We start from the raw sequence: 21,978 nt of genomic DNA on the forward strand, positions 1-21,978 counted from the left end.
GTGTCCGAGCCGGCACCGGAGGTCACCACCCCGTTCGTGTCCCTCGACGCCCTCGTCGAGTGGATGCGGGCCGGGCAGCTGACCAACGAGCAGAAGAGGGCCCTCCAGGAGTGCCTGGACGCCGCCCTGGAGTGGACGACCGACAAGGTCGGCCCGCTCGAGGACGTCGCCCGCACCTACGAGGTGTGGCCGTCGGGGCGCTCGCTGGTGCTGCCGGACACTCACCTGGTCGCCGTGACCGAGGTCCGGGACCCGGACGGCAACCTCGTCGAGGTGCCCGCACGGCGGATCAATCGCCTGGCGGGCGTGATCGAGGTCGCCGCCCGGGGCCGGATCATCACCGGCACGTGGACGGTGGTCGCCCAGGCCCGCAGTCATGGCAGCTCTGTCCGGCTGGCCGTGAAGATCATCGCCTCGCACCTGTTCGACACCCAGCGCGGCCGTGCGACGAACGTGGCCACCGCTGGTCTCATGGGCGGTGCGACGCCCGTGGGCGACCCGTCCGGGGTGCCGAAGGGCTTCGCGATCCCGTCTCGCGCTGCCGAGCTCCTCAAGCCGTTCCTGCGCCCGGGTGGCATGTGATGGCCGACCAGATCACCCGGATCGGGTCCGTGATCGCCAAGGTCGTCGAGATCGCGCTGACGCTCGACCCCGACCGGCTGCAGGTGCTCGACGGCCCGACGGTCGGCGAGCTCGCTGACGACGTGCTGCTGATCGGCATGCCCGACGGCAACAAGCCGGGCTACAAGACCACCGCCACCCGGCAGCAGGGCATGGGCCGGCCGCGCCTGAACGAGGCGTGGGAGGTGCACTGCCTGCTGTCCCTGAACTCGGGCGCCAACGACCTTGTGGCTCTCCGTGCCCGTGCTGTAGCCCTGCTCGGCCTGCTCGACGCCAAGATGCGCGACGACCACACCGTGGACGGTGTCTGGGACCGTGCCGCGCTGCTGGGCGACATGGACTGGATCCCTCTGCAGGGTGCGGCGGGCGCGACGCTCGCGATCCTGTTCGACGTCTCGGGAGAGGCGCTGTTGTGACCGAGGAAATCTTCGACCTCAGCGAGGTGGAGGGGCTCGCGCAGCGCCTGGCCCGGATCCCAAAGGCCTTCCATCCGCGCGCGCGCCGCATGATGCGCGCCGCCGGCCAGGAGATGTTCTCCGACGCCCGCGGCGACGCCTCGTGGTCCTCCCGGATCCCCGGCTCGCTGTCCCTGCGCGTATCCCTGGGCGGCTCGCGGCCGGGCATCGCGATCCGCGCATCGCTCAAGTCCGCGCCGCACGCCCGCGTGTACGAGGGGCTGCTCGGCGACACCTTCCGCCACCCGCTGTTCGGCGACCGCGACCACTGGTACGTGGAGCGCGCCCGCCCGTACCTGCTGCCTGCCGTGGAGCGGCAGACCGAAGAGATCGTCGCCGAGCTGACTCGCATCGTCGATGACGTCAACGCCCAAGCCGGGCTGTCCTGAGAGAGGAACTGCCATGCAGAAGAACGACGACGCCCGCCCCGAGCTCGAGGTGGGCGACGACGGCCTGGTGCCGATCTACCACCACAAGTCCGACCTGGAGACCCGCGTGCTGCCCAAGGCGGTGCGCGGCTGGCTGCGGCAGGGGTGGTCCACCGAGAAGGCGGCGGCCGCGCCCGCCGCCGACGGCGGCTCGACGGCGGACCGGGCGGAGACCGCCGAGGTCAGCACCGCGACCGAGACCCCGGCGTCCGTGCCGGTGCCCGGGCGCACCAAGTCCGAGGCCGCGCCCGCGGCCAAGAGCAAGTAACGGAGGCCACCCATGGCAACCCCGCTCCCCAGCAGCACCCGGTTCTTCGCCCCGGAGATCTCCAAGGTGCTGTTCCTGCCCACGATCGCCGCGGCGAACCTGGCCGCGACCCGTGCCGAGCTCACGGCCGGCACCGACCTCACCAACGAGATCGCGGACCTGTCCGGGTTCACCGTGTCCTCGGGCACGATCGACACGCCGGACCTCGGCTCCCGCTTCACCAAGCAGATCGGCGGCCGCACCTCCGTCGAGGCGTCGTCCCTGACGATGTACGCCGACCGCAAGGGCGTGGACGCCCGCGAGGTGCTCCCCCGCGACACGACCGGCTTCCTCGTGTTCATGGACGGCGGCGACGTGCCCGCCGACCCCATGGACGTCTTCCCGGTGACGGTCACGTCCCTGGGCAAGGTCCGCTCGACCGGTGACCAGGCGGGGCAGCTCACCGTCAACTTCTCGGTCACGGGCATCCCGGGCGAGGACCTCCCGATCCCGGCGGCGGAGACCCCGTGAGCCTCAAGGAGCGCCTGGCCGCCAAGCAGCGGCGCACCGTCATCGTGCCGGTCCAGATCAGTGATCCTGGACCGGCACGTGAGGTGTATGAGCAGGCCGACCGGCAGGCCACCCTCCTGCAGCTCACGGTCGACGCGGGCGACGACGACGGCAGCAAGGACCGGGCCGCGCTCAAGCGCCGCCTGACCAACGCGAAGAAGGCCCGCGACGAGGCCCGTGCCGACTACCTCGAACACTTCGAGGAGGTGCGGTTCCTGGCCGCCTCCCCCGCCGAGGTGGAACGCGTCCTGGGCGCGCACCTCGACGCTGACGGCAACTGGGACGAGTCCACGGCCTGCGGCCCGCTGGCCGCCCTGTGCGCCGAGGACGAGGAGCTGCGCGACGAGCAGTGGTGGACCGAGCAGCTCGCCTCGGGCACCTGGTCGCCCGGCGAGCACGGCCGCCTCTGGACCTCGCTCCTGAGCATCAACGTCACGATGCCGCCGGAGGCACTCCCAAAAGGCTGACCGCTGACGAGCTGTTCGCGGCCCGGATGGCCTACTGCGGGCCCAAGGGGATCCCCCTGTCGCAGTTCCTGTCCTGGCCGGAGGCCGACCAGGACGCCGCCCTGACCTGGCAGGCGCACGAGGCCCAGCGGTGCCCCGGCTGCGGCACCCACCCCGACGAGGGCACCAAGCACTTCCACGTGGACGTGTGCCCGACGTGCGTCCAGCTGGACCACACCCGCGAGTCCGAGGACGCCAAGGTCCGCGGCGCGCACATCGCCGCGGCCCACGGCTCCAAGGGCACCTGTGAGCGCTGCATCGGCGAGATGAAGGCCAACCGCAAGAGGGGGTGACCGTGAGCGCTAACCCCCGCGACGTCAACGTCCGCGTCGGCATGGACCCCTCGAAGTACGAGAAGGGCTCCCAGCAGGTCACCTGGCAGACGAAGCAGATGCTGCGTCAGCAGGAGATCGCCGAGCGGAAGTGGCGAGCCCTGCAGAAGGCTCACGCCGAGGCGCTCGCGGAGAACGAGCGCAAGGAGCGTCAGGTCTATCTGGCGCACACCGCGGCGCTGCGCGAGAACCAGGCTCGCGAGGAGGCCGCCGCCCGAGCGTCGGCCGAGGCGCACGAGAAGGCCCAGCGCGAGATCCAGGAGCAGATCGAGCGCACCCACAAGGTCATGACCATGACCGGCACGGTCATGCTCGCCTCCGGCGGCGCCATCGCGGCCGGCCTGGCCATCTCGGCAAAGGCCGCCGTGTCGTGGGAGTCGGCGTGGACCGGCGTCCTCAAGACCGTTGACGCAACCCCCGCGCAGCTCGCCCAGGTTGAGGGCGGGCTGCGCGGTCTGGCGCGCACTCTTCCGGCCACGCACGGCGAGATCGCGGGCGTGGCCGAGGCCGCGGGTCAGCTGGGCGTCTCGGCCGGCCAGGTCACCTCGTTCACGAAGACGATGGTCGACCTCGGGGAGACCACGGACCTGACCGCCGAGGAGGCGGCCACGTCCATCGCCCAGATGGCGACCGTGATCGACCCGGCGATGCTCAAGAGCGGCGACGGCGTGCAGCGCTTCGGTGCCACGCTCGTCGCGCTCGGCAACGACGGCGCCTCCACGGAGTCGCAGATCCTGCGGACCGCGCAGCGCATCTCCGGCTCGGCGGCGCTGATCGGGGCTTCCAGCGCTGACACGCTGGCGCTCGCGTCCTCCCTGGCGTCCATGGGCATCGAGGCCGAGCTTGGTGGCGGTGTCGCCTCCCGGGTGCTGACGAAGCTGTACTCCGTCGTGCAGTCCGGCGGCGCCGAGCTGCAGGAGTTCGCGTCCGTCGCGGGCATGAGCGCGGCCGACTTCGCCGCCGCCTTCGGGCGCGACCCGATCGCGGCCCTGGGCCTGGTGACCAACGGCCTGAACCGCGTCGAGGCGTCCGGCGGCAACGTGATCAGCACGCTGTCCGACCTCGGCTTCAAGAGCACCGAGGACGTGCGGGTGCTGCTCCAGCTCAAGGGCGCGGGCGACCTGCTGACCAACTCCCTGGAGCTCGCAAACACGGCGTGGGACGAGAACACCGCGCTCCTGGACGAGGCGAACAAGCGGTACGACACCACCGAGGCGAAACTCCAGATCGCGAAGAACACGATCATCGATGCCGCCATCGGCATCGGTGAGACGTTCCTGCCGGTCCTGTCCGACACGGCCACCTCGGTCTCGGACCTGGTCGCCGGGTTCGCGTCCATGCCGGCCCCGGTGCAGACCGCTGTCGGTGTGCTCGGCGGGCTCGCGGCCACGGTCGGCATCGTCGGTGGCGGGTTCCTCCTCGCGTACCCGCGCGCCGTGGAGATGGTCAACTCGCTGCGCGACCTGGGCGTCATCTCCGACACCACCACGGGCAAGCTCAAGAAGGTCGGCCCCGCGCTGCAGGGCATCTCGAAGGGCGCCGGCGCGCTGGCCGCCGCGGCCGCAGCCGTGCAGATCCTCGACTCGATCGCCGCCAGCGCCGAGCCGGCCGCGCTCGGCGTCGAGCAGACCCTCTCCGCGCTGTTGTCGCTGAACGGGACCGACGTCAACGCGGCGTTCTCGGGCATCTCCAGCTCGGTCACCGACCTCGACTCGGCGCTTGACCTCCTGCTCGGCGGCGGGTTCGACAGCTGGATCGAGCGCACGGCGGACGCGGCGCTCGGCTGGACCGGGGTGTCCTCCCAGGTCGCCCAGACCGCCGACCAGTTCAAGACCGTGGGACTCGCGCTCGCGCAGCTGGTGGACTCCGGCCGCTCGGCCGAGGCCGCGCAGATCTTCGACGACATCGCCGCCGCCGCGGAGGAGCAGGGCTACAGCGTCGAGCAGCTCAAGGAGCTGATGCCCGCCTACGCGGAGGCGCTCGCCCAGGTCGAGAACGAGCAGGCCGGCGCGGCCGAGGAGTTCACCAACACCACGACCACGGTGCAGGAGCAGACCGCGGCCCTGGAGGAGAACTTCAAGGCGATGCTCGACGCGTCAGGGCAGGCACTGTCCCTGCGCGACGCGCAGCGTGGCATGGAGGCTGCCTACGACGACGCCCGCAAGGCCCTGGAGGAGAACGGGGCGACCCTCGACGTCACCACGGCCAAGGGCCGCGCGAACCAGGCCGCCCTGGACGGGATCGCGTCGGCCGGCCTCGACGTCATCGAGTCGATGCAGGCCAACGGCGCCTCGCAGAAGGAGCTGCGCGGGGTCATGGAGACCACGCGCGACCGCTTCATCAAGACCGCGCAGGCGATGGGCGCCAGCAAGACCGAGGCTCGAGAGCTGGCCGACCAGCTCGGCCTGATCCCGAAGAACATCCGCACCAGTGTCGCGGTGACCGGCACGACCGACGCGCTCGCGCGCCTGTCGTCGATCGACAGCACGCTGAACCGGATCGACGGCAAGGTCGTCACGGCCGGCGTAGCGATCAAGCAGTACGGGCAGGCGGCGCTCGCGACCGGCGGGCCGATGCTCACCGGGTTCCCGACCGGTGGTCGGCTGCCTGGCACCCCGCCGGCCAACACGATGCAGGACAACCTCGTCGGGGTCGACGGCTCGGGCATGCCCCGGGTGCTGGTCCGCTCGCGTGAGTGGGTCGTGAACGAGGGCGCCGCCGACTACTACGGCGACGGCCTCATGTCCGCGATCAACGCCCGCGCGATCCCCCGCGAGGTGCTGCAGGGCCTGGCCGGGCTCGCCGCCGGCGGCGAGGTCGGCGCCGCCACCCGTCAGGTGTCCTCGGCGGCGCGCGAGCTCGAACGAGCCCGCGCGCAGATGAAGCGTGCCCGGCAGGCGGCCGCGTCGGCCGCGGCGATGGAGCGTCGCGCACAGCGGACGGAGACGGAGCGCGACGACCGGGTCGCGGCCCGCGCCGAGCGGGACGCGGAGCGGCTGGTCAACGCTGCCGAGAAGCGCCTCGACAAGGCCGAGAAGGCCCTGCAGGACGCCCGGGCCCGACGCGAGAGGCTCAACTCGGAGAGGGTCGACGTCGCCACCCAGCTGCGGCGCGGCGAGATCCGCTCCAGCGTGACCGGCGGCCTGTCCGGCGCGCTGTCCATCACCGACCAGCTGCGCGACCTGGCAGGGTCCGGTGACGTCGGCGCGTGGCGGCGCGAGCGGCTGCGGGCCGTCGCGGGCAACGCAGAGAAGGCACTGACCAGCCTGTACAAGCAGGCCGAGAAGATCGACCTCAAGGCAGCCCGCGCCGTCGAGCGGTACGAGAAGCTCAAGGCCGTACAGGAGTCGGTCCAGAACACCGTGACGAGCGGGTTCAGCCTGGCCGGCGTCGAGGGCGCCGTCGACCCGTGGTCGGGCGCCCAGGGCACCCCGACCGCCAAGGCGCTCGCGGCCTCGGCGAAGTCGTACGCGTCCAAGGCGCGCCGCTTCGCGGACCTGATCGAGCAGCTGCGCAAGAAGGGCGCCTCCGCCGCGGTCCTGCAGGAGGTGGCTGCGTACGGCGTCGAGCAGGGCGTGCCGATCGCGGAGGCGCTGCTGGCGGACCTTCCCGCGCTGCAGTCCCTGAACACCTCGTACGCCGACATCGAGAAGTTTGGCGGCTGGGCGGGCGCCTCCGTGGCGCGCTCAGTCGGCGGCGGCCAGGGCCTCTACGAGGCGCAGCAGGCGGTCGAGGCCGCCGAGGCGCAGGCCAAGGCGATCGACAAGCGGATCGAGAACTGGAGCAAGGTGCTCGGCCGCGAGCTCGCCAAGGCCCTCGGGATCAAGGCCCGCGCGGTCGGCGGCCCGACCGCGGCCGGCCGCGCCTACCTCGTCGGTGAGGAGGGCCCCGAGCTGCACATGCCCCGTGACAACGGGTACATGCTCACCGCGCGCCAGACGAAGTACGCGATGACGCAACCGACCCGCACCGTCGTCGTCAACGTCACCAACGTCCACCCGCTGGCCGAGCCGTCCTCGGTCACGACGAACAAGGCGCTCAACCACGCCGCAGCACTGGGGGTGTGATGGCCGACATCGGCTGGTCGCTGTCCGGTATCGACACCGTCCGGTGGCGCATCCAGGGCGGGTCGCTGTGGCGCCCGCCGGTCACGGTCCGCCGTGACGTCCTGACCCTGCCAGGACGCCACGGCGTGACCGTCACCGGCCGGCCGCCCGTCTTCGACGAGCCGACCGTCACCCTGGAGCTGCTGTGCGAGGGCAACCAGGCCGACCTGGAGGCACTCGCCAACGAGCTCCTCGGCATCCTCGCCCACCCGGCTCTCACCCTGGGGCGCTACTCCGGCGGCCTGGTCACCTCCGCGCCCGCCCAGTTCGTCTCCCTCAGCCCCGGAGAGTTCGTGCCCGACGTCGGCGCGTTCTTCACCGTGAGCCTCGCCGTGCCCGGCGTCTTCATGCGCGGCGCGAGCGCGGACTCCGCGCCCGTCGTCGTCACCGACGGCGCCACCGTCACCGTGGCCACCCTCGCCGGGTCCACCGGCCCCGTCCCGGACGCCGTGCTACGCATCCGCGGCGCCGCCACCAGCGTCCACGTGGTCGACGTCGTCACCGGGACCGGCCTGTCCTGGGCCGGGCCGGCGCTCGCGGCCACCGACTACCTCTTCCTGCACGCCGCGACCCTGACCGCCCGCCGCAGCACCAGCGCCACCGCCTGGGCCTCCGGCGGCAGCAACGTCACCGGCCAGCTCGACTACCCCGGCCCCGGCCCGCTCCAGGCGTGGCCAGCCATGGAGGGCGCCGACCCCGCCGACCGCCGCGTGAAGCTCACCGTCACCGGGACCGGCTTCGACGCCACCACGGCGCTCGCTGTCCGCGCCCAGCCGTCCTACCTCTGAGGGGAGATCACGTGTTCGCTGCTCGCCTGCGTGCCTACGAGCCTGCCGGCGCTGCGGCCGGCTTCCTGCCCACTCCGGCGGCCGCGTCCATCGCTGCCCCGCACAACGACCGGGGCGCGCTGACGCTCACCTACAACACGCTGGCCTCGGGCGGCGCGCTGGTCGAGCGGGCACTGGGCTCCGGGCTCGAGGTGGCCCTGGAGGTGCAGGACCGGTCCGGGGCGTGGGTGGAGCCGCGCGGGTGCCGGTTCCTGGCGATCAAGCGCAACCGTGACCGCAAGGATCAGTCCGGGACGGTCACGCTCACGCTGCCGTCGTACGGCTGGCTCCTCGGTGTGGCCCGGATCCTGACCGGACCGTTCTACGGACCGGAGCACAAGCAGGCCGGCAAGCGCGGGTTCGAGGGCAAGACCGCGGGGTTCATCCTGCTCACGCTGCTGGCCGAGAACGCCGTGCTGGACGGGGTGCCGCTGACGCCGGTCTTCGACGCCGTGAACGACTCGGCGGGTAACCCGTGGCCCGTGCTGGAGAACATCGCGTTCGACGAGGGCACGACGCTCGCGACCGTCCTGGACACCCTGGTGCAGGCCGGTGCCCTGGACTGGCGTACCCAGGCGCGCGGTCTGTACGCCTGGGGCGCCGACTCCCCCGTGCTGTCCCCGGACCTGTCCGGCCCCGACGGCGTGAACGTCGACCTGGCGTGGCTGGTGAACGCCCCCGAGGAGGAGACGCTGGAGGGCATGGTGGGCCGCCTGCTGGTGGCCACCGACGCCGGCGGGCGCGTCCAGGTGACCGAGCCCAGCACACCATCTCCGTGGGGCGTGTGGCAGGGGTACCTTCAGATCGGGTCTGTGGCCGACGAGAGCGCGGCGGTCACCGTCGGGCAGGCCGAGCTGGAGCACACCGGCCGGCCGCGCGGCCAGTACACCCGCGACTTCACCGTCACCGACGAGACCCCGTGGCCGTTGGTCGACTTCGAGTCCGGCGCCTGGATCACGGCACCGGGCGCCGGCGGCGCGCCGGAGAAGCTGCGCACGCAGGACATCAACCTGACCATGGCCTCTGACGGGTCGTGGTCCGGGTCGCTGGTGCTCAACGACCGACTCCTGGACGCCGACCTGCGACGCGCCCGGAACCTCGCGGCGCTCACCACCGGTGGCCAGGTCTCCCCGTCCGGCCCGCCGGCGAACACCGACCCGGAGGCCTCCCGCGTCCCGTCCACGCCCACAGGCCTGGACGCCGTCGCCGGGCTGTACTTCGACGCCGGGATCCCTCGCGGCGTGGTCACCGCCTCGTGGGATGCGGTCACGACGGCGACCGACGACGGCGCGCTGACGGTCGCGACCTATGAACTGCAGTGGCGCGTCACGCCCGCCAGCACCGGCGTCCCGGGCGACTGGCAGACGACCGTCACGCCCGAGCTCTCCGCCGACATCCCAGCCCTGACGCCGGGCGACAGCGTGACCGTGCGGGTGCGCGCCGTCGGCGCACGCACCGTCAACCCGTCGGCGTGGTCAGGCACTGTGACCGTGCCGATCACGGGCGACGTGACGGCCCCGACGGCACCGTCCACCCCGACGATCGCGTCCCGGCTGGGCACGGTGACCGTCACCTGGGACGGCCTGACGAACGTCGGGGGCCCGATGGAGGACGACTTCCACCACGTCGAGGTGGCCCTCGACGACACGGTCACCCCCACGACCGTCGTCGGCCGGCTGACGGCGGCCGGGTCGCTGCCCGTCGAGAACCAGCCCCTGGGCGAGATGCGCACTGCCCGATTGCGCGCCGTCGATACCTCCGGGAACGAGGGTGCCTGGTCCGACCCGTCGGACCCGATCCTGGTGCAGGGCGTCACCGGCCCCGACCTGGAAGCCGAGTCCGTCACGACCAATGCCCTCCAGGCGGGCGTCGTGACCGGCGACAAGCTCGCGGGCGTCCTCGCGCTCATCTCCCGGATCGTCAGCCCCGCCGAGACCGGCCAGCGCGTGGAGATCGGCCAGGAGGGCATCCAGCTCTACACCGCAGACGAGGACCGCTGGGTCAACCTTCCGACCGACCCCGAGCAGGACCCGGAGTTCCGTGGCCGGATCGAGGCCGAAGGGCTGACGGTCCGGCAGGGCGCCCAGTTCTTCAGCACGCTCAACGAGTTCGCCAAGGACTCTGTCATCTCGCTGGCCGAGCAGGTCGCCGCGCCGATCACGTCACCGAACGTGTCCAGCTTCTGGGAGTGGTTCGCCACCACCCGCACCCCGGTCACCGGCGCGCTGGGCACCTTCGCGCTGGACCCGTCCGCCGTCGTGCACGCCTCGTGGAACCCCGGGCTGAGCTGCTACCACCTGCTCCAGCGTGTCTCCGGCGGCGGCGCTCGCGTCTGGTACTACAACCCGAACGGGACCCTCGTGACCAGCGGCGGCAACCCGCTCGTGTGGGACCTGCCCGCGTCGTGGCACGTCACCTCGGTCATGGTGGGTGCCGACGGCGAGTTCCGGATCATGTACTCCTGGAACGACAAGTGGTGGATCTGGGACTACTCCCGCGGCTCCACAGCGGCGCTGGCCCAGCGCGAGTACCTGCCCGGCAACACGCTGCGCGAGCCGATGCTCACGATGGACGGCAACAACATCTGGGTGGCCGAGTCGTTCGCCGCAGGCCCACGGTTCCGTCGCGTGACGACGAACACCACCCCGGTCACCGTGGCCGAGGAGATCGTCTCCTCGGGCGCGCCGTCCGGATCCGCCAGCCCGTACGTGTTCTACCGGGGCACGCTGGACCTGGGCGTGCCGAAGTTCGTGGTGAGCTACCTCGGCACGTCATCGATGCGGGTGTACTCCTCCACCGGGGCGTATGAAGCGGCGAACAGCTGGGAACCACCGGTCTCGAAGTCGGGCGGCTTCTGGGACCCCACCTCGTCGCGCTGGCGCACCTTCGGTCAGGACGGCCGGCTGTACCGCCACTCGTCGCTGACGTGGACCGATCCGAGCCTGGACACCTGGCACCTGGCCCAGACGTTCTACGACGGGCAGGTCACCGGCGGGCTGCACGAGACGAAGATCGGCGCAGTCCGAACCTTCAACCCGAAGAAGCGCTCGTGGGTACGGATCCAGCCGGTGCCGGTGCCGTACGCGGGTGGCACCGACGACCCCAACCAGTGGCGCCTCTACGGGAAGACCGGCACGGCGCCGGGCGTGGACGGCGCCGGCCTCGTGCTCCAGGAGTCCGGCGCCTACAACGTGCTCGTGCGGGACCGCTCGACCCTGCTGACCACCTCTGGCACCGCGCCGCCGACCACCTCGAACTTCCCCGGCGCGTCACCGGCCCGGCTGCTGTCTCAGCGGACGATGCCCGGAGACGCGACCCGCCGGATCCTCGACGTGCGTGGCGACGGGTCGGGCTGGTGGGGCTCTCTCCAGGTCGACGGGGCAGGGAACGTCACCGACTCCCGCAACGCGAGCCAGGCCATGGTTCTGATCGGCGGCGTGACCGCGACCGCCTGCACGGTGTGGCGTCGGGGAGATATGGCCGGGGTAATGATGGTGTTTAACAAACCCCTGGAAGTTGCCACCAATACCACGATCTTCATGCTTCCGAGCATTTACCGCCCCATTCAAGAGGCGCCAATTGCTATGGACCTGAACTCTGGAAATCCCGTGCGCATATTCGGTCGAGCGCTTCCGACCGGGGAACTCGTCCTGAACTGGTACGGGACCGACACCAACGGGGTCGTTCGCGGTACTGGCACGTGGATAACGGCTAACTGACCATTCTGAGAAAAGGAACGCACATGGCAATTACGGTTCCTGAGATAGTCGAGAACGGGGACTTCGTAGTCAGTCTGGCGGCCCCCGAACACGAATCCGGGCAGAGGTTGATGCTGTCCGGGACCATCGGGGTCGACGGGGGAACTCGGGCCGACCGTCTCGCCGCCACGCAGGCCGCGCTCGACGAGCTCCAGGTCGTCCTGGTGCCCCTGGGCTGGACGGTGCAGGCGTCCGAGCGAGGCGACTGGGTCCGCCAGGTCACACCCACCCCCGACCCGGAGGGGTGAGCCCGTGCCCTACCTGGAGACCCCGCCGTGGGCGAAGGTGCTCGACCGGACCGTCCTGGCGCTGCAGTACGCCGCGTGCGTCTGCATGGGCCTGCTGGCGGTCTTCATCCGCGAGGAGCCGGGGATCAGCCTGGTGGGCTGGGTGATCCTGGCCTCCTCGATCCCGTGCGTACTCGGCGCGATCACCGGCCGCTGGGAAGTCGAGTCGGTCGCGCTCGTGCCGCTCGCCTCGGCGCTGCTCATGGCCCTCGTCCTCATCGACGCCGGCCCGGCGAACGTGGTCTGGTGGATGGTCTTCGCCTTCGTGGCCGCGCTGGTGCGGCAGTGGATCCGCCTGCTGCTCCAGATCCTCGCTGACATTCGTCGCCGACGTCTGCTCCACCGCCTCGACGACGGAGGTCCTGCATGACCACAACCGAGGCGCTGCTCACCGCGCTGGCCACCATCGCGGTGGGCGGCAGCGGCCTCACGGCGCTCCTGAACTACTTCGCCGGCGGCCGCAAGGTGCGCCGCGAGACAGAGAACCAGCTCTGGGAGCGGCTGGTCACCGAACGCACCCGCGCCGAGAACGAGCGCGACCAGGCCGAGGCCGACCGGGACGACGAGCGGGCCTACACCCGCGTCCTGGAGCGCGCCCTCGCGGTGCGCGGCATCGACATCCCCGACCGCCCGCAGCGGGCGCGAACCACTGGAGGTTGACCCCATGGCCACCGGCTTCTACCTGCTGGACCACCCGAACCGGGTGCAGCAGTACGGCAAGGTACGCCGCGGCGGCAACAAGCCGACCGGCACCATCATCATCCACACCGCCGAGAACGTCGCCGACCAGATCGGCGCGGATCTCGGCGCCGAGAGCGTAGCCCGGTACTGCACCACGCGCGGCGACTACGGCGCCTACCACCGCCTCGTGGACGCCGACAGCATCATCAAGATGGCGCCGCTGGGCTACGAGACGTGGCACTGCACGAAGACCAACCCGTGGTCGGTCGGGATCAGCATGGCCGTCGAGGCCGGGGACTGGACGAAGTACCCCGCCGACTACGTCACCAAGGTGCTGCGCAACGCGGCCCGCGCGGCCGCCGACGCCGTGCGCGACTTCAAGACCGAGTTCGGCATCGACGTGCCCATCGCGCACATCAGCGGCGACGCCGCCCGCGCCAAGAAGCCGGGCTTCACCGGCCACGGCGAGACCGACCCCGGCCGCCGCACCGACCCAGGGGCCAACTTCCCCTGGACCCGCTTCCTCGCGATGGTCCGCGAGGAGCTCGACCCGACCCCGCCCAAGAAGGAGGACGGATTCATGTCTGACCTGACCGACAAGGAGCAGCACGAGCTGCTCGACAAGGTCCGCGACCTGCACGACCAGTTCCACGGCCTGCAGGTCGAGATGCCCTGGACCGACAAGAAGACGGGCAAGGCCGCGAAGTACACCTTCCGGTCCGCGCTCAAGTGGGCCGTGGCCCAGCTCCCGAAGATCGCCCAGAAGCTGGGGGTCTGAACCATGTCAGACCTCGTCGCTTCCTGGCTCCGCACCGTGGTACCCACCGTCTGGTCCGCCGTCATCGGGACCGTCCTGGCGTGGCTGGCCGTGCACGCCGGGTGGGTGCTCGACGTGCTCGAACTCCTGAACATCGACCCGACGTCGACGGCCTTCACCACCGGCGTCGTCACGCTCGTGCTCGCCGCCTGGTACCTCGGCTGGCGCAAGCTGGAGCCGTACATCCCGGACTGGCTCACCCGCCTGGTCCTCGGCTCGGCCAAGATGCCCACCTACGCTCCCGTCTCGAGCGACGGCGTCCACACCATCACCCAGCTGACCCCCGCCGAGCGCCGCCTGATCGAGGACGTGCGCGCCACCGAGGGCCGCTGACGTGGCCGGGCTGACACCGGCCGAGGCCCAGGCCACCCTGAACGCCCGGTTCCCCACCTCCGGCGCCGCGGACTGGATCGCCTGGTCCGCGGGCGGCGCGACGGAGTTCGCCGGGCTCGCCCGGACCGCCGTCGGCGCCACCGGGTGGGCGGGCGCGACACTGGCCGACCCGTCGGTGAAGGCGAACGGCGTCGAGCTGCTGACCGCCGCGGCGACGGCCGACGGCACGGTCACCCACTTCGCCGTGTTCTCCGCGTCCTCCGGCGGAACGCAGCGCACCGACTGGACGGCGCTCGCGGCTCCCCGCGCGGTCGTGGTCGGCGACCAGCTGCGCGCGGCCGTGGGCGCCCTGGCCGTGACGCTGACCTGATGGCCGAGCACAGCGTCTTCGGGTCGAGCCCGCCGCCGTGGCCGCTGTCAGGGTTCGACAACGGCGGCCCGATCGTCACGGCGAATGCGTTCTACTCGACGGCGACGACGTGGTGGGTCGTCGGCGGGCGCCTGTACGTGCCCGCCGGCGCCCCGCTGCCGGAGCAGGTGACCTTGGGCCTGCGCACGGCGGCGTACGAGACGCTCGTGGACCTGTCCACGGCGCTCGTCGCCTCGGGCGTGGCCGACGTCGCGGAGGGCTGGGTCGAGGCCCGGTGGGCGCCGGTCGAGCTGGCGCCGGTCACCGTCGCGTGGATCAGCGCGGACGCCGTGAGCGGGTACGTGTTCGGCGAGCCGCCAGACCCGGGGTTCACCCAGGCGTCCGACGGCGCGGACCTGTACCTCGCCGAGTCGGGCATCCAGGGCCGGGCGGCCTACCGGATCGGGTCGGACATCACGACGCGCACGGCCGCGCACTACGGCCTGGACATCCTGGTGACCGATGATCCGGACGCCGGGACCGTCCACGAGGTCTCCGGCCTCGTCCCGGCGTCGTCGGCCGCCCTCGGCAGCGTGACCGCGCGCCGAGGCGTGGACGGGGCGGCCGCGGCAGTGGCTGGAGCGGCCGGCGCGGTCACAGCTCGGCGTCGCGTCGCGGGCATGGTGCTCGCGACCTCGGGCGCGTTCGGCGCGGTGACGGTGGCCGGCGCCCTGCCGCCGCTGCCTGACTCCGGGACGCTGATCCCGCTCACCCCTGGTCGGGGCATGAGCGACACGACACCACGACGAGGGATGGAGGCGCTATGACGAGCGTGTGGGAGGGCGACCAGTTCCCGGTGTCTTGGCGGGTCACCTCGACCGAGGGCGTCGTCGACCTGGACGGCGCCGACCTGGAGTTGACCGCGACTCCGCTCTCGGGCGGCCCCGCGGTCGCGCTGGAGTGCACCGCGGTGGGCGACGTCGTGACCCACGTCCTCACCGGGACGCTCGCCGTCGGCTTCTACGGCGTCGTGCTGGGTGTGACCCGTGACGGGAAGCGGGTCACCTACCCTGACGCGAAGGCAGGCTCGCTGCCGCTGACCGTGAAGGACCGCCCGTAGCCCTGAGTGTCAGACCCTCCGGGTAACCTGGTCCCGACATCGCCCAGGATGTTCGAAGCAACGGCCCCCCCACCGCCTCGTGCGGTGGGGGGCCGTTCGTGGTGCCAGGCTCGCATCCGTCCTAGTCGATGTCGGGGAACGTCCCGTCGTCGCGTCGCGCGGGCATCTCGGGGAGCGTGACCTGCGTGTACTTCTCCCCGCCCTCGGCGAGAAACCGCGGCAGCACGCTGGCGCTCAGGTACTTGAAGCCCGCCTCCGCGCCGCCCTGGACCAGGGCGGCGCTGAGAACGCGAGACAGCGTGCCCTGCATCTGGTCCTCCACGGTCGGGTACGGCGCCATGGCGATGTTGCCCTCGTCGTCCCTGCGGAAGTCCATCGTGTAGGCGGCCGCCGCTGTCGGGTCGGTGACTTCGATTTCGAGGTCGACGAGGAACCTCATGAACTTTCGATGCTCAGCCATGCTGACCAGCGTCTCATCCCGGCTTCGACCATGCTCGCTGGAACGCCTGTTCGATGCGTCATGCACACTGGGGGTATGGAGTTCGGCCCGACGCATCACGACGGTTCGCTGCACGGGTGGGACGCGCACCGCGCGCGCTGGCAGGCGGTGCTGAACGAGCGCGAGATCCCGCGCCGGGGCCTGCAGCGCGACTGCCGGGTGCTGGTCACCGCGCGGATCGTGTGGGAGATCGACGGCGAGGAGTACCGCGACACGCTCGCCTACGCCTGGGCCCCGCGGCGCCTGGTGCTGGTCGAGGTGCTCGACGACCGCCGGCTGACGCACGGTGTGTGGCTGCACGTCTCCGACGTGCGCCGGCGGGACTAGGCGAGCACCGACAGCAGAGCGCCGACGGCGCCGTCGTCGTCGATCGAGCCGGTGACGTGGTCGGCCGCGGCGATGACGAACGCGGGCGCGTGCCCCATGGCCCAGCCGTGCGCGGCCCAGCCGAGCATCTCGACGTCGTTCTCGCTGTCGCCGATCGCCACGGTGCCGTCGAGCTCGACGCCGAGCCCGGTGCGGATCTTCTCCAGCGCCGAGGCCTTCGAGATCTCCGGCGCGGTGACGTCGACCCAGTCCGTGCGGGTGGCAATGGCCGTCAGCCCGAGGGCACGCAGAGGCCACACGAGGCGGTAGGCCTCTGGGCCGTGCAGGGCCACGCGCGGCGTGGGGTGCTGCCACAGCTGCTCGAGCCCGACGACGCGGTGCTGCGCGCCGTTCAGCTCGTGCTCTGGGAACGCGGTGTTGACCCGGTACCCGTCCCCGACCATCTCGGCCGCGACCCGGACCCCGGGCGCGGCCGCCACGGCGACGCGCACGACGGCCTCGGCGTCGACGTCGTGCTGCTCGGTCACCTGGTAGCGGTCCCCGACCAGCCGAGCGGTGACGGCGCCGTTGCTCGCCACGATCCACGCGTCGTCCAGCCCGAGCGCCAGCGCGACCGGCAGCGCGCCGACCAGCGACCGCCCGGTGGACAGCACCAGGTGGTGGCCAGCGGCCCGCACGGCGCTCGCGGCCGCCCGCACCTCGGCGCTCGGCAACTGGCCGGTGCGCAGCAGGGTGCCGTCGATGTCGGACGCGATCAGGACCGGCGCGGTAGTTCTCATGCAGGGAAGAATTCTTCACCGCCAGGTGGAGCACCAGGTGAGAGGTGGGGAGATGTTCACCTCCCCTCTGGCTCCCCGTACCTCCCCTGGGGCAACATGAGGTCATGAGCGAACGGCCATCCTGGGCGGACCGGCTGCGGCGCGAGCGTGAGGCACGCGGCTGGTCGCAGGCGCGCGCCGTGGCGAACCTGCAGGCGGTCTACGCGCGCACCACCGGCAAGGCGCCGCCGTCGGCCGAGTCGCTGGTGCGGCAGTGGAAGGAGTGGGAGGCCGGCCGCACCCGCCCGAGCGTGTGGGCGCCGCACATCGCCGCGTCCCTGGGCACGGTCACCGACGACCTGTTCCCGCCCGCCGCCCCGGCGGGCGACACCGCACTGCTCGCCGAGGCCGGGATGGACACCGCCGAGCTGGTGGCCCGGCTGCAGCGCTCCACGATCAGCGACGCCACCGTGACCGCCGTCGCTGTCACCGTCGAGCGCCTGTGCACGGAGTACCGGTACCGCGCCACGAGCGAGCTGCGCGCGGAGGGCCTGACCTGGCTCGGTCGCATCACCCGCCTGCTGGACCAGCGGCTCTCGTTCCGCCAGCACCGCGACCTCCTGTCGCTGTCCGGCCGCCTGGCGCTCCTGGTCGGCTGCGTGGAGTACGACGCCGGCCAGCACGCCGCCGCGGAGTCCACCCGCCGCTACGCCCTCGACCTGGCCCACGAGGTCGACGACCACGACGTCGCCGGGTGGGGCCACGAGATGGCCGCCTGGTTCGCCCTCACCTCCGGCGACCTGCACCGCGTCGTGGCCGCGGCCGAGCACGGCCTGGAGGTCGCCGGCGCTCGCGGCGTCAGCGCGCAGCTGGCCGCGCAGGCGGCCAAGGCGTGGGCGCGTCTGGGCAACGGCCGGCAGGTGGAGCTGAGCCTGGAGCGCGGCCGCGCGGTCCTGGAGGCGCTGCCGATGCCGGCCAACCCCGACGACCACTTCGTGGTGGACCCGGCGAAGTGGCACTACTACGAGATGGACGTCTACCGGAACGTGGGCCGCGACGACCTGGCCACGCTGTACGCGGACGAGGTGCTGCGCGCCGGCGTACGGCCCGACGGCGCCGAGCGCAGCCCGATGCGCAACGCCGAGGCCCGGATCACGCTCGCCGTGGCGGCAGCCCGCGCCGGCGACGCCGACGCCGCGTTGGACTACGGGCTGCGCGCCCTGGAGGGCGACCGCCGCTCCGCGCCGAGCCTGACCCTGGTCGCCCACGAGCTCGCGCGCGAGTTCGATCGGGCCAAGATGACCGACGACCCGCGCGCTCGCGAGTACACCGACGCCCTGGCAGACCTCGGCCGCTGAGTACGCACGAAGGCCCCCGCCTAGTCTGGCGGGGGCCTTCGTGTGCTGCCTCCAGGGGACCGTGCGTACACGGGGTGCGTACCTGGCGGCTCCGACCTTGCGTTTCCGCAGGTCAGAGGTGGTGTCCGGAGGGGGACTTGAACCCCCACGCCCGATAAAGGGCACTAGCACCTCAAGCTAGCGCGTCTGCCATTCCGCCACCCGGACAGGTGGACCGTTCGGGGCGTTTCCGCCCTCCCGGTGCGTGGAAAAACATAGCACGCAAGAGCGGTCGGCTCCGAATCGAAAAGCGTGTGACCTGGGCCGCTCGACCCAGGGGCCGTTCCGCGCCTCCGACACCGCCGCGGCCCCGGGCCTGATCCGCGGGCGATCGTGCCGCCCCGTGATGTCGCGCGCTGCGGTCCGGGGGCATCATGAGGAGCGCAGGGGGCGGCCGGATCGCACGGGAGGAGCACGGCATGTCCCTGTCTCGACGGGCGCAGGCGGCGCAGGAGGCGATCGAGCCCGTCACGTCGTTCTTCCTGTCGCTGCGGGCGCTGGACGGGCAGCCCGACGTCGTCGACCTGACGTTCGGCGACCCGCACGAGATGCCGTTGCCCGCGCTGGTGGACGCGCTGCGGACCAACGTGGAGCCACGGTCCGCGGACTGGTTCGCCTACAAGTCGAGCCTGGCGCCGGCGCAGGAGGCCGTGGCGGCGGGCCTGCGCGCCGAGCTGGGGCTGCCCTTCGCGCCGGAGGACGTCGCGATGACGCAGGGGGCCTTCGGGGCGATCGCCGTCGCGCTGCGGCTGGTGGCCGACGCCGGTGACGAGGTGGTGGTGCCGGAGCCCGGCTGGTTCTACGCGCCGATGCTCCGGGCGGCGGACCTGGTGCCCGTGCGGGCGTCGCTCACGGAGGACACGTTCGACCTGGACGTCGAGGCGGTCGCGCGGGCGATCACGCCGCGCACCCGCGTCGTCGTCGTGAACTCGCCCGCGAACCCGACCGGCCGCGTGTACGGCCGCGACCGCCTCACCGAGCTCGGCGAGGTGCTGGAGGCGGCCTCCGCGCGATCGGGGCGCCGGATCTGGCTGCTGTCGGACGAGCCGTACCGCCGGATCCGGTTCGACGGCATCGGCTTCACGAGCCCTGCCGAGTGCTACCCGTGGACCCTGGTGGACTACAGCTACGGCAAGGTGCTGCTGGCGCCGGGCCAGCGGCTGGGCTACCTCGCCCTGTCGCCCCGGGTCCCGGACACCGAGCGCGCGGAGCTGCGCGCCGCGCTGCTGCCGCTGCAGATGGGCCTGGGCTGGGGGTTCCCGGACGCGGTGATGCAGTACTCGGCGCCGGCCCTGGAGACGGTGTCGATCGACGTGGCCGAGCTGGCGCGCCGGCGGGACCTGATGGTGGGCGCCCTGGGCGCGGCCGGGTACGACCTGACGGTGCCCGAGGGCACGTTCTACCTGTGGGGCGCCGCACCGGGCGGCGACGCCGCGGCGTTCACGGGCGCGCTCGCCCGGCGCGGGGTGCACGTGCTGCCGGGCACGGTGTTCGCCCGGCCGGGGCACTTCCGGATCAGCCTCACGGCCACCGGCGACATGCTGGAGCGGGCGCTGCCGGCCCTGCGGGAGCTCGCCCCCTGACAGCCAGCCACTGACAGCCAGCCACTGCCAGCCCCTGACAGCACGGCCGGCGGCCGGGCCTCGCCGCGACTGTCGGTGGTTGCTGGCACACTGGCCGCCATGACGCTCCCGGACGGCACCACCCCGGCCGCCGCCGCGCTCGACGTGGCGCCCACCCCCCTGGACGTGCTCCGTGACGTCTTCGGGTACGACTCGTTCCGGGGCGACCAGCAGGAGATCATCGAGACCGTGGCCCGCGGCGGCGACGCCCTGGTGCTGATGCCGACGGGCGGCGGCAAGTCGCTGTGCTACCAGATCCCGGCGCTCGTGCGGCACGGCACGGGCGTGGTCGTCTCGCCGCTCATCGCGCTCATGCAGGACCAGGTGGACGCCCTGGCGGCGCTCGGCGTGCGCGCCGGGTTCCTCAACTCCACGCAGAACCCGGACGAGCGGCGTGAGGTCGAGCGGGCGTACCGGTCGGGCGAGCTCGACCTGCTCTACCTCGCGCCGGAGCGGCTCGGCGTCCCGGCCACGGCGCGGCTGCTCGACGAGGGCACCATCGCGCTGTTCGCCATCGACGAGGCGCACTGCGTGTCCCAGTGGGGGCACGACTTCCGGCCGGACTACCTGCGGCTGGGCGAGCTGGCCGAGCGATGGCCGGGCGTCCCCCGCATCGCGCTCACCGCGACCGCGACCCGGCACACGCACGACGAGATCGCCACGCGCCTGGGCCTGACCGAGGCCCGGCACTTCGTGGCCAGCTTCGACCGGCCGAACATCACCTACCGGGTGGTGCCCAAGGACAACCCGTTCCGGCAGCTCGTGGACCTGCTGCGCACGGAGCACCCGGGCGACGCGGGCATCGTGTACTGCCTGTCGCGGGCATCGGTCGAGAAGACCGCGCAGCAGCTCTCGGAGCAGGGGTTCCGGGCGCTGCCGTACCACGCGGGCCTGCCGCCGGCCGTGCGCGCCGCGAACCAGGCGACCTTCCTGCGCGAGGAGGGCGTGGTCATGGTCGCGACCATCGCGTTCGGCATGGGCATCGACAAGCCGGACGTCCGGTTCGTCGCCCACCTCGACCTGCCCAAGTCCGTGGAGGGCTACTACCAGGAGACGGGCCGCGCGGGGCGGGACGGCCTGCCGTCGACGGCGTGGCTCGCCTACGGGCTGGCCGACGTGGTGCAGCAGCGCAAGATGATCGCCGAGTCCGACGGCGACCTGGCCCACCGGCGCCGGCTCTCGGCGCACCTCGACGCGATGCTCGCGCTCTGCGAGACCGTCGAGTGCCGCCGCGCCCAGCTCCTGCGCTACTTCGGCCAGGAGCACCAGGGAGCGTGCGGCGCCTGCGACACGTGCCAGAACCCGCCCCAGGCCTGGGACGGCACCGTGCCTGCCCAGAAGCTCCTGTCCGCGGTGTACCGGCTCGACCGGGAACGCAACCAGCGCTTCGGCGTCGGGCACGTGGTGGACATCCTGCGGGGTCGCGCGACGCCCAAGATCACGCAGTGGAGGCACGACGAGCTGACGGTGTTCGGCGTGGGCGAGGACCTGTCGGACGGCGAGTGGCGGTCGGTCGCGCGCCAGCTCCTGGCGCAAGGACTGCTGGAGGTCGACGCGAACCACGGCACGCTGCTGCTCACGGAGGCGAGCGGGGACGTGCTGGGCCGGCGGCGGGAGGTGCGGATGCGGCACGACCCGCGTCCGCAGGGCGGCGCGCGCCGTCCCGCGCGGTCGGCCGGGCCACGTCCCGAGGCGGCGGCGCTGTCGGACGACGACCTGGCGGTCTTCGAGCGGCTGCGCGCCTGGCGGGCGGCGGCCGCCAAGGAGCAGGGTGTGCCCGCCTACGTGGTGTTCCACGACGCGACGCTGCGGGCGGTCGCGACCGAGCGCCCCGCGGACGTGGCCGCGCTGAGCGGGATCAGCGGCGTCGGGCAGGCGAAGCTGGAGCGGTACGGCGAGGGGATCCTGGCGGCGCTGCACGCGACGGGGTGACCGCAC

The 21,978-nt window shown here is 72.3% G+C and carries 24 protein-coding genes and 1 tRNA gene; 22 read left to right on the forward strand and 3 right to left on the reverse strand.

The annotated features are described in order from the left end of the window. The 18 genes from APR03_RS14795 to APR03_RS14880 all read left to right on the forward strand — a co-directional run bounded on the left by APR03_RS14795 (position 1) and on the right by APR03_RS14880 (position 15,437). A complete protein-coding gene (locus APR03_RS14795; RefSeq protein WP_253836789.1) occupies positions 1-582 on the forward strand; it encodes a hypothetical protein in 582 nt (193 codons plus the stop codon). Then, positions 582-1,037, forward strand: a complete 456-nt coding sequence (locus tag APR03_RS14800) for a hypothetical protein (RefSeq protein WP_253836791.1) — start codon at positions 582-584, stop codon at positions 1,035-1,037. Before APR03_RS14795 ends, APR03_RS14800 begins: the two co-directional genes overlap by 1 nt. Then, entirely contained in the window at positions 1,034-1,465 is a 432-nt protein-coding gene (locus APR03_RS14805) for a hypothetical protein (protein WP_253836793.1), read from the forward strand. The genes APR03_RS14800 and APR03_RS14805 overlap by 4 nt, the downstream gene beginning before the upstream one ends. Positions 1,466-1,478: 13 nt before the next feature. Next, on the forward strand, positions 1,479-1,772 hold the full coding sequence (locus tag APR03_RS14810; RefSeq protein WP_253836795.1) for a hypothetical protein: 294 nt from the start codon (positions 1,479-1,481) through the stop codon (positions 1,770-1,772). Positions 1,773-1,784: 12 nt separating this feature from the next. Beyond that, positions 1,785-2,282: a phage tail tube protein gene (locus APR03_RS14815; protein WP_253836797.1), complete on the forward strand. Its 498-nt coding sequence runs from the start codon at positions 1,785-1,787 to the stop codon at positions 2,280-2,282. Continuing rightward, positions 2,279-2,788 carry a hypothetical protein gene (locus tag APR03_RS14820; RefSeq protein WP_253836799.1) on the forward strand — a complete coding sequence of 170 codons (510 nt, stop codon included), beginning with the start codon at positions 2,279-2,281 and terminating at the stop codon, positions 2,786-2,788. Before APR03_RS14815 ends, APR03_RS14820 begins: the two co-directional genes overlap by 4 nt. Positions 2,789-2,814: 26 nt before the next feature. Beyond that, on the forward strand, positions 2,815-3,120 hold the full coding sequence (locus APR03_RS14825) for a hypothetical protein (protein WP_253836801.1): 306 nt from the start codon (positions 2,815-2,817) through the stop codon (positions 3,118-3,120). A 2-nt stretch (positions 3,121-3,122) separates the two neighbouring features. Next, positions 3,123-7,226: a phage tail tape measure protein gene (locus APR03_RS14830; RefSeq protein WP_253836803.1), complete on the forward strand. Its 4,104-nt coding sequence runs from the start codon at positions 3,123-3,125 to the stop codon at positions 7,224-7,226. Continuing rightward, positions 7,226-8,053, forward strand: coding sequence for a hypothetical protein (locus APR03_RS14835; RefSeq protein ID WP_253836805.1), 828 nt, complete (start codon positions 7,226-7,228; stop codon positions 8,051-8,053). Before APR03_RS14830 ends, APR03_RS14835 begins: the two co-directional genes overlap by 1 nt. Before the next feature lie 11 nt (positions 8,054-8,064). After that, positions 8,065-11,811, forward strand: coding sequence for a phage tail protein (locus APR03_RS14840; protein WP_253836807.1), 3,747 nt, complete (start codon positions 8,065-8,067; stop codon positions 11,809-11,811). Between the two features lie 110 nt (positions 11,812-11,921). Next, positions 11,922-12,098: a hypothetical protein gene (locus APR03_RS14845; protein WP_253836809.1), complete on the forward strand. Its 177-nt coding sequence runs from the start codon at positions 11,922-11,924 to the stop codon at positions 12,096-12,098. 4 nt (positions 12,099-12,102) lie between these two features. Next, the gene (locus APR03_RS14850) at positions 12,103-12,507 is read left to right on the forward strand and encodes a hypothetical protein (RefSeq protein ID WP_253836811.1); all 405 of its coding nucleotides are present in this window, start codon (positions 12,103-12,105) and stop codon (positions 12,505-12,507) included. Continuing rightward, positions 12,504-12,797 carry a hypothetical protein gene (locus APR03_RS14855; RefSeq protein WP_253836813.1) on the forward strand — a complete coding sequence of 98 codons (294 nt, stop codon included), beginning with the start codon at positions 12,504-12,506 and terminating at the stop codon, positions 12,795-12,797. Before APR03_RS14850 ends, APR03_RS14855 begins: the two co-directional genes overlap by 4 nt. 4 nt (positions 12,798-12,801) lie before the next feature. After that, a complete protein-coding gene (locus APR03_RS14860; RefSeq protein WP_253836815.1) occupies positions 12,802-13,596 on the forward strand; it encodes an N-acetylmuramoyl-L-alanine amidase in 795 nt (264 codons plus the stop codon). A gap of 3 nt (positions 13,597-13,599) precedes the next feature. Next, positions 13,600-13,968, forward strand: coding sequence for a hypothetical protein (locus APR03_RS14865; RefSeq protein WP_253836817.1), 369 nt, complete (start codon positions 13,600-13,602; stop codon positions 13,966-13,968). A gap of 1 nt (position 13,969) precedes the next feature. Then, positions 13,970-14,338 carry a phage tail fiber protein gene (locus tag APR03_RS14870; protein WP_253836820.1) on the forward strand — a complete coding sequence of 123 codons (369 nt, stop codon included), beginning with the start codon at positions 13,970-13,972 and terminating at the stop codon, positions 14,336-14,338. Next, positions 14,338-15,144, forward strand: coding sequence for a hypothetical protein (locus tag APR03_RS14875; RefSeq protein ID WP_253836822.1), 807 nt, complete (start codon positions 14,338-14,340; stop codon positions 15,142-15,144). The genes APR03_RS14870 and APR03_RS14875 overlap by 1 nt, the downstream gene beginning before the upstream one ends. Then, positions 15,141-15,437, forward strand: a complete 297-nt coding sequence (locus APR03_RS14880) for a hypothetical protein (RefSeq protein ID WP_253836824.1) — start codon at positions 15,141-15,143, stop codon at positions 15,435-15,437. Before APR03_RS14875 ends, APR03_RS14880 begins: the two co-directional genes overlap by 4 nt. 121 nt (positions 15,438-15,558) lie before the next feature. On the opposite strand, the gene APR03_RS14885 is transcribed toward APR03_RS14880, so the two are convergent. Further along, entirely contained in the window at positions 15,559-15,897 is a 339-nt protein-coding gene (locus APR03_RS14885) for a hypothetical protein (protein WP_253836826.1), read from the reverse strand. A gap of 75 nt (positions 15,898-15,972) precedes the next feature. Here APR03_RS14885 and APR03_RS14890 point away from each other — a divergent pair, with 75 nt between their 5' ends. Next, positions 15,973-16,263 carry a hypothetical protein gene (locus tag APR03_RS14890; protein ID WP_253836828.1) on the forward strand — a complete coding sequence of 97 codons (291 nt, stop codon included), beginning with the start codon at positions 15,973-15,975 and terminating at the stop codon, positions 16,261-16,263. Here APR03_RS14890 and APR03_RS14895 read toward each other — a convergent pair. Further along, on the reverse strand, positions 16,260-17,042 hold the full coding sequence (locus APR03_RS14895; RefSeq protein ID WP_253836830.1) for an HAD family hydrolase: 783 nt from the start codon (positions 17,040-17,042) through the stop codon (positions 16,260-16,262). The two genes, APR03_RS14890 and APR03_RS14895, sit on opposite strands and share 4 nt — an antisense overlap. Before the next feature lie 104 nt (positions 17,043-17,146). Here APR03_RS14895 and APR03_RS14900 point away from each other — a divergent pair, with 104 nt between their 5' ends. Further along, positions 17,147-18,379 (forward strand): NsdA family TPR-like regulatory protein, encoded by a 1,233-nt coding sequence (locus APR03_RS14900; protein WP_253836832.1) that lies wholly within the window; start codon positions 17,147-17,149, stop codon positions 18,377-18,379. Positions 18,380-18,498: 119 nt separating this feature from the next. Here the strand turns inward: APR03_RS14900 and APR03_RS14905 are convergent. Then, a tRNA-Leu gene (locus APR03_RS14905) sits at positions 18,499-18,586 on the reverse strand. Positions 18,587-18,837: 251 nt separating this feature from the next. Here APR03_RS14905 and APR03_RS14910 point away from each other — a divergent pair. Together APR03_RS14910 and recQ are read left to right on the forward strand one after the other, a co-directional pair. Then, complete coding sequence (locus APR03_RS14910) at positions 18,838-20,001, forward strand: aminotransferase class I/II-fold pyridoxal phosphate-dependent enzyme (protein WP_253836834.1); 1,164 nt, start codon at positions 18,838-18,840, stop codon at positions 19,999-20,001. A gap of 99 nt (positions 20,002-20,100) precedes the next feature. Next, on the forward strand, positions 20,101-21,972 hold the full coding sequence (recQ, locus tag APR03_RS14915) for a DNA helicase RecQ (RefSeq protein ID WP_253836836.1): 1,872 nt from the start codon (positions 20,101-20,103) through the stop codon (positions 21,970-21,972). Positions 21,973-21,978 lie beyond the last annotated feature (6 nt).

It is taken from the genome of Promicromonospora thailandica, from assembly GCF_024171955.1.
Lineage (GTDB): Bacteria > Actinomycetota > Actinomycetes > Actinomycetales > Cellulomonadaceae > Promicromonospora > Promicromonospora thailandica.

Coding starts and splice junctions, on each gene's coding strand:
- APR03_RS14800 (WP_253836791.1), top strand. CDS start 582: ATGGCCGACCAGATCACCCGGATCGGGTCCGTGATCGCCAAGGTCGTC.
- APR03_RS14810 (WP_253836795.1), top strand. CDS start 1,479: ATGCAGAAGAACGACGACGCCCGCCCCGAGCTCGAGGTGGGCGACGAC.
- APR03_RS14815 (WP_253836797.1), top strand. CDS start 1,785: ATGGCAACCCCGCTCCCCAGCAGCACCCGGTTCTTCGCCCCGGAGATC.
- APR03_RS14825 (WP_253836801.1), top strand. CDS start 2,815: ATGGCCTACTGCGGGCCCAAGGGGATCCCCCTGTCGCAGTTCCTGTCC.
- APR03_RS14835 (WP_253836805.1), top strand. CDS start 7,226: ATGGCCGACATCGGCTGGTCGCTGTCCGGTATCGACACCGTCCGGTGG.
- APR03_RS14845 (WP_253836809.1), top strand. CDS start 11,922: ATGCTGTCCGGGACCATCGGGGTCGACGGGGGAACTCGGGCCGACCGT.
- APR03_RS14855 (WP_253836813.1), top strand. CDS start 12,504: ATGACCACAACCGAGGCGCTGCTCACCGCGCTGGCCACCATCGCGGTG.
- APR03_RS14860 (WP_253836815.1), top strand. CDS start 12,802: ATGGCCACCGGCTTCTACCTGCTGGACCACCCGAACCGGGTGCAGCAG.
- APR03_RS14865 (WP_253836817.1), top strand. CDS start 13,600: ATGTCAGACCTCGTCGCTTCCTGGCTCCGCACCGTGGTACCCACCGTC.
- APR03_RS14875 (WP_253836822.1), top strand. CDS start 14,338: ATGGCCGAGCACAGCGTCTTCGGGTCGAGCCCGCCGCCGTGGCCGCTG.
- APR03_RS14880 (WP_253836824.1), top strand. CDS start 15,141: ATGACGAGCGTGTGGGAGGGCGACCAGTTCCCGGTGTCTTGGCGGGTC.
- APR03_RS14885 (WP_253836826.1), bottom strand. CDS start 15,897: ATGGCTGAGCATCGAAAGTTCATGAGGTTCCTCGTCGACCTCGAAATC.
- APR03_RS14890 (WP_253836828.1), top strand. CDS start 15,973: ATGGAGTTCGGCCCGACGCATCACGACGGTTCGCTGCACGGGTGGGAC.
- APR03_RS14895 (WP_253836830.1), bottom strand. CDS start 17,042: ATGAGAACTACCGCGCCGGTCCTGATCGCGTCCGACATCGACGGCACC.
- APR03_RS14900 (WP_253836832.1), top strand. CDS start 17,147: ATGAGCGAACGGCCATCCTGGGCGGACCGGCTGCGGCGCGAGCGTGAG.
- APR03_RS14910 (WP_253836834.1), top strand. CDS start 18,838: ATGTCCCTGTCTCGACGGGCGCAGGCGGCGCAGGAGGCGATCGAGCCC.
- recQ (WP_253836836.1), top strand. CDS start 20,101: ATGACGCTCCCGGACGGCACCACCCCGGCCGCCGCCGCGCTCGACGTG.